Source organism: Acinetobacter sp. AS5 (assembly GCF_048957595.1).
In the GTDB taxonomy this organism is placed as follows: Bacteria; Pseudomonadota; Gammaproteobacteria; order Pseudomonadales; family Moraxellaceae; genus Acinetobacter.
This window is the reverse complement of record NZ_JARDAL010000093.1, coordinates 1-5,701: the sequence shown is the minus strand read 5'-3', so window position 1 is coordinate 5,701 and position 5,701 is coordinate 1. Positions and strand designations below refer to the sequence as shown.

5 protein-coding genes, 2 pseudogenes and 1 other annotated feature are annotated in these 5,701 nt (G+C 34.9%); of the genes and pseudogenes, 3 read left to right on the top strand and 4 right to left on the bottom strand.

Features of this window, described 5'->3' with window-relative positions:
• Window positions 1–86 (top strand): annotated as a pseudogene (locus PV763_RS16965) (IS6 family transposase); the annotation flags it as partial.
• A gap of 35 nt (window positions 87–121) precedes the next feature.
• Here the strand turns inward: PV763_RS16965 and PV763_RS16960 are convergent.
• The 3 genes and pseudogenes from PV763_RS16960 to PV763_RS16950 form a co-directional block, all read right to left on the bottom strand.
• A protein-coding gene (locus PV763_RS16960; protein WP_420938247.1) for an IS3 family transposase occupies window positions 122–1,314 on the bottom strand; the annotation gives its coding sequence in 2 pieces (ribosomal slippage) (window positions 122–1,047 and window positions 1,047–1,314; 1,194 coding nt in all).
• Window positions 923–1,039: a sequence feature (AL1L pseudoknot), on the bottom strand. Its footprint overlaps the gene before it by 117 nt.
• A 50-nt stretch (window positions 1,315–1,364) precedes the next feature.
• Window positions 1,365–2,531 (bottom strand): annotated as a pseudogene (locus PV763_RS16955) (tyrosine-type recombinase/integrase); the annotation flags it as partial.
• Window positions 2,532–2,806: 275 nt separating this feature from the next.
• A complete protein-coding gene (locus PV763_RS16950) occupies window positions 2,807–3,559 on the bottom strand; it encodes a hypothetical protein (protein WP_043041556.1) in 753 nt (250 codons plus the stop codon).
• Between the two features lie 147 nt (window positions 3,560–3,706).
• On the opposite strand from PV763_RS16950, the gene PV763_RS16945 reads away from it, so the two are divergent.
• Window positions 3,707–4,348, top strand: coding sequence for an N-acetylmuramoyl-L-alanine amidase family protein (locus PV763_RS16945; RefSeq protein ID WP_065995584.1), 642 nt, complete (start codon window positions 3,707–3,709; stop codon window positions 4,346–4,348).
• Window positions 4,349–4,386: 38 nt separating this feature from the next.
• On the opposite strand, the gene PV763_RS16940 is transcribed toward PV763_RS16945, so the two are convergent.
• Window positions 4,387–4,920 carry a hypothetical protein gene (locus PV763_RS16940; protein WP_043041555.1) on the bottom strand — a complete coding sequence of 178 codons (534 nt, stop codon included), beginning with the start codon at window positions 4,918–4,920 and terminating at the stop codon, window positions 4,387–4,389.
• A 189-nt stretch (window positions 4,921–5,109) separates the two neighbouring features.
• On the opposite strand from PV763_RS16940, the gene PV763_RS16935 reads away from it, so the two are divergent.
• Window positions 5,110–5,538 (top strand): hypothetical protein, encoded by a 429-nt coding sequence (locus PV763_RS16935; protein ID WP_264718337.1) that lies wholly within the window; start codon window positions 5,110–5,112, stop codon window positions 5,536–5,538.
• The last annotated feature ends 163 nt before the right edge of the window (window positions 5,539–5,701 follow it).

Here is a 5,701-nt window from a genome sequence, read left to right as displayed (position 1 = left end):
CACTACGTAAAGGACAAGCATCGTCATTTTATTATGGTCAGCCTCAGGGTGAAGTGTGTCTAATCAACAGGGTTTTCAGTCTCTAAGTACTTTTTAAAGGGAACATCATCGACTCAAATCTCTATTTGCAACAGTGCCCTTCAAACTCAAAAGGCGATACATAACCCAGTGCACTGTGTACACGCTTTTTATTGAACCAATCTACCCAGTTTAGTGTCGCAAGTTGTACATCTGCTAAACCTTGCCAATCTGCTTTTAAATATTCAATCACCTCTGTTTTGTATAAGCCATTCACCGTTTCAGCCAAAGCATTATCGTATGAATCACCAGTTGTACCGACTGATGCTCGTAAATTTGCTGCTTCTAAACGATTGGTATAGCGAATAGAAAGATATTGAACACCTCTATCTGAATGATGAATCACATTCTTTGGCATGCCTCGATCGTGCAATGCTTGCTCCAATGCATCGAGCACCATATCTGTATTCATCCGTGTAGATACTTTCCATCCAACAATTGCTCGTGAGAACACATCAATAATAAATGCGGTGTAGACCCAGCCAGAATTGGTTTGAATATACGTAAAGTCACTGACCCATAATTGGTCAGGTCGATCAGCACTAAAATTCCGTTTCACTAAATCACCTGCCCGTTTTTGATCATCTCGGCTGCGGGTAGTTTGTTTGTTCTTACCACGCCAAACACCTTGTATATCTAGCTTTTGCATCAATCGAGCAACTGTACAACGTGCAATAACATAGCCTTCACGTTTCAATTGTTGCCAAACTTTACGTACACCATATCGACCTGAACTTTCTTTCCAAATACGTTTGATTTGTTCAGCATGATGCAGGTCATGCAGATCCCGTTTCGCTCGATGTTCTGTATTTACTGTGAGATCTAAAGTCCGGTAATAGGTTGAAGGTGCGATAGGTAAAATTTTACAAATCACATCTACGCCATACAGCTCTTTATTATTGTGGATAAAATCCACCATTATTTGTGTGGGCGGTCGAGCTCCGCCTGGGCGAAAAAAGCGGCTGCTTTACGTAGAATTTCATTGGCACGTTTTAATTCTTTAATTTCACGTTCCATTTGCTTCATTTTTTCTTGGTCAGATACCTGTTGTACTTTGGCGGGATTTTGTTGATCTAAGTATTTTTGATACCAAACACGTAGTGTTTCAGGAGTACAACCGATTTTGGGAGCAATAGCTGTGATTGCAGCCCAATTCGATGGATAATCTTTTTCAGATTCAATTAGTAATTGAACCGCTCTTTCTCTAATTTCGGGGGTATAGTTTGGTTTTTTCATCGGAATAGTCTCTCAGAATATTGACTCTCCGACAAACCCGGTACGGTTCAACTATCATTTTCTTTCTTATACTTCTCAAAAGAAAAGCTTAACATCATATAAGCCCAAGAATGTCTACAAACGTGCGGAGTGAGACGTTCTATTGAATCATATGCTGAAGTATCAAAACACTCAGGTAATAATGCTTTTAATGACGAATCTACTTGATCAAATATCTTTTTAACACTGGCATAACTTAAAGCAGAATAGGGAGGCTTTAAGGATGTAAATAAGATATGTGAAGGAATTTCTTTTCGGATTTCATTTATATAGATTTGAAGAATTCTGTAGTCTCGTTCCTGCAGTTTAATTACTCGGTACGAATATTCATTTTTGATTTTTGGCTTTTTTGATCGATCATCGAACTCATCATCTGTATTTGTAATAATTAAACTAAAACTATGATTCTGAATTGATTTTTTAATAGAGTTGGTTGTTAGTAGCATAAGCTCACCAATTCTAAGACCATAGTTGAGCATGAGATGTATGATCAGAAAGTTTCTGAGTTGTACATTTTTAGATCTAAAAGGATTTAATTCATTGTATTTATTAGAGTTACTTGGTGAAATGACTGAATACAATCCTTTAATCATTTCCTGATTCATGCTCTTAAAATTATGATTTATCTCACTTTTAATTGTCTTATTGGCTTTTGAAAAATTATTTATAATTTTTTTCTTTATTGTCATATATTTATTCAAGTTTTCTTTAATTTTTTGAATTTCCTTCAACGTAAGTTGTGGCTGTGATTGCATGCTTAAGTATTCATTAATCAAGAAGTTGTAAAACTTTAAGAAGGATCTAACTCTATGACCAATTGTTGTGTAATTAATATGTTCTGAATTGCTTAGCCGTATAAGATTACTTTCAAGTTTTTTATTATTTTCTAAGTAAACAATGAAATTATCAATTTCACATTGAATGATCTCAAAATTATAGGATGTCGAATAGAACGACTCACAAAAGGACGTGGCAAACTTTTCAAACCAAAATTCATACCAAAATTTTATTGCGATTAAATCTGCATGCTGCGTAGAGATACTTTGAAATCTAAGAAATTTCATGGTGTACAGCATAGGGTACATACATGGACAGAATGAATCTAAATCAAATAAAAGAATAATTTGATTTTCGTTTGAGACTTTCTTTTCTAAATGAATTGTTTTTAAAGCAAACATAGTAAAGTTTATGAATTATTCTTAAGGTCAACATATCATATTTTATGATTGAAATAGAAATTAGTTAAGTTATTGAATCTTAGTTCAAGAAAGAAAAATATGAAGTTATTGTTAGGTGTATCGGAATTGTCATAATTAAAATTCTCAAAGGAGTAGAAAAGGCACTACCCCACAATTTTTTTCTCTCAAAATGTCATTCACTGTCATTTTTTAGTGGCAAGTACCAGGTGCAATTCTTTTTACGGTGTATTACACCGTAGATGTTTTGAGTGAGCTTAGCTGGCACCGTAAAAGTTTTGATCGACAAAATATCCAAAGTCAACTGGACTGTTAATCCATTTGCTAAACAAAACGTGAAACAGCAAATTATTGTAGTCTATATATTTTTCATAATTGTTCACGATACCTAAGTTCAGCAAGTTTTTTTCAAACTCAATGCGTTCAATGGGTTCTGATTTCACAAATGCATGGATGGATGCTTTGATTACATGATAATTATAACTTTCTGATGGACATTGACGTTCACATGAAATAATTCCAGCTTCAATGAACAAATTAATATTACGCTGCCAAGAACGTCCGTGAATGTGGTAATTCAGGCAGTCACCAAGTTTTTGCAGATCTGACAATTTAAAGGATTTGTTTTGGCAAACTGCAAAATATGTAAAGGTAAAATAACGATATGAAATATCTTTTTTTAATGTCTTAAACTTAGGATTGTCATAAAAGTTAACATTAGCATTCGTTCTATATATTTTAAGGAACAGCTCACCATACTTACTTAATCTATAATATTTAGATGAGCGACAAGTAGAACGCCCTAGATCCTCTATCATCCCCAATTGGACCCAATTTTTAATAAGACGCTGAATAGAACGAACGAGCCATTTAGACTTATAACCCTCTAATTCATCTATATAGGTGCCTTTCAGGAAGTGAACACTCAATGGTCGTGGGTGATGTTCTACAAACTGAGTGAACAGTAGATGTATAAATTTTATATCCAAAATTGTATTTAGAGCTCTCATGATAAGTACTTTAAAACCATCTTAAAATCATTTTAACAAAACCTTTTAAACCTTTTAATTTTCTTTAAATTAAATATACTTAAAACCCTAATAATAGCTTAAAGGGTTTTAATTGTGCTAAAGCTAAAATGTATATCGATATTAGCAATGTCAATCATTACACAATCTATCTTTGCTGAAAATTCAGTAGTACTTGATGTTGGCCATTCACCAAAACAAGCTGGATCTACTGCAGCTAACGGCTATCCTGAATACACTTACAACCTTAGCATGGTCAATTCTATTGAATACTTTCTTAAATCGCGTCATGTCCAAGTGCTCAGATCTTCAGTGAATGAAGATAAAGTCTCAGTGGTTCAACGTGCGACCAGATACCCTAATGCTAATCTTTTTATTTCGGTGCACCACGACTCAATACCTACTGAGCTGACCAAGTACAAGAATCAACTCAAAGGTTTTTCAATTTTTGTATCAAAGAAAAATCCAGAATACGGAAAAAGTTTGAAATGCGCCAATCTCATTGGCCAGAACCTAAAATCAATTGGTGAAAGCCCTTCTACTTACCATGGCATGAATATACCAGGTGAAAACAAAAAGCTTTTGACCTCAAATGGCGTATATCAATATGACAATCTAGTGGTCCTGAAGAAATCACAAAAGCCGGCGGTTTTAATTGAGATCGGCGTGATTGCCAATCCTGAAGAAGCAAATCGCTTATCTAATCAGAAAGTAATCTGGAAAATATCTGAAAATATTGCTCAGTCGATACAGCAATGTTTAAACCAATAAGGTGCATGCTGCAGTAATCAATATGCACCCCTCTAGAATTAGAATCTTATGCCGACCGTTTCACCATCATCATTGACCGCACCAGCATCATAAGTGTTATGCCATACGCCATTAATCATGACCAAGTGTGGCGCCCAAAATGACACTGTTTGAATATTATGCAAAACATCATCTGGCGTATCGAAACTAGAAGCACCTATATAGCGGAAGAACATCAAGTTTTCGCCTAGTTCTTCAATATACATTTCAGGATCAAAGTCATCCAAAAACTCTTTATCTTCACGTATCACTTCGTTTAACTCAGTTTCAACGAGTTTGAGTAAAGCGGTAGGCGTAGGTAAACCATCATAAGCCCATTCAGACTCTTTACCTTCAAGTTCCATCCCATCTTTAATATCAAATGCAGCGACATATCCAGTAAAGTAATTTTCAGCTTGCGAGAAGTTATTCGGCATGTCTTGATAGTATCCATCAAGTACGGTCTTAATCTTTGCCAAGGTTGCATCAATCGTACTTTGAATTGCACTTTCAGCACGTTCTTGAGCTGTACCTCTTTGCTTAGCTTGCCCCATGTGTACCCCCTGATTATTCACATTTTGACTAGTATTTTATTTCTAAAGCCTATTGTTTCAGCACTTTAAACCGATTCAGTATATACCAAAGGTTTGCTATTTATATTTCATATATACGATAAGTCTCAAATACTACAAATGGCTTGGTAGCTAAGTGATATAACATGTTTTTGTACTTCAGGCTTTACAATGCTTTTCTCAGATTATCTAGACCAACATGCCGTTATTCTTGCGCTATGTTTGGCAATCTGCTTATCTTCAGTTGTGGTTTATACAAAGTATAGAACTCTACGCGCCGTTTATCTTACTGGTGCATCCCTATTCACTTTAACCGCCACAATATTTCTATCGATCGGATTTTATTTAACTACATTGGATGTATCTGCTTCAGATAGAAAGGAGATCCAAAGCATTACTTCTCAAGTGAGCCAAGACAAAAATATCGCTTCAGCAATTGAACTCAATCAAAGAAATAACTATGAATTATTGGTTGCAGTATCTCAAAAGAAAAACCTTACCTACTCAGATCTAGGCAGTATTCAATATGGCCAAGTACGTGACACAGTAAATTTGACGAAATATTCTCAATACAAAACTTTGGTGAATGCTGAGTACTAATTTTTATTGTTGTTTGCGTTGTTCAAGAACACTGATTTATGCACTACTCGTTGTTCTTCCTCATTGTCTTTTTACATTAATGTCTTAAACTGGCAAAATGTAAAATCAACAACTTACATCAAATCTAATTGAATAAATCCACATTACAGTTCTAAACTCAATG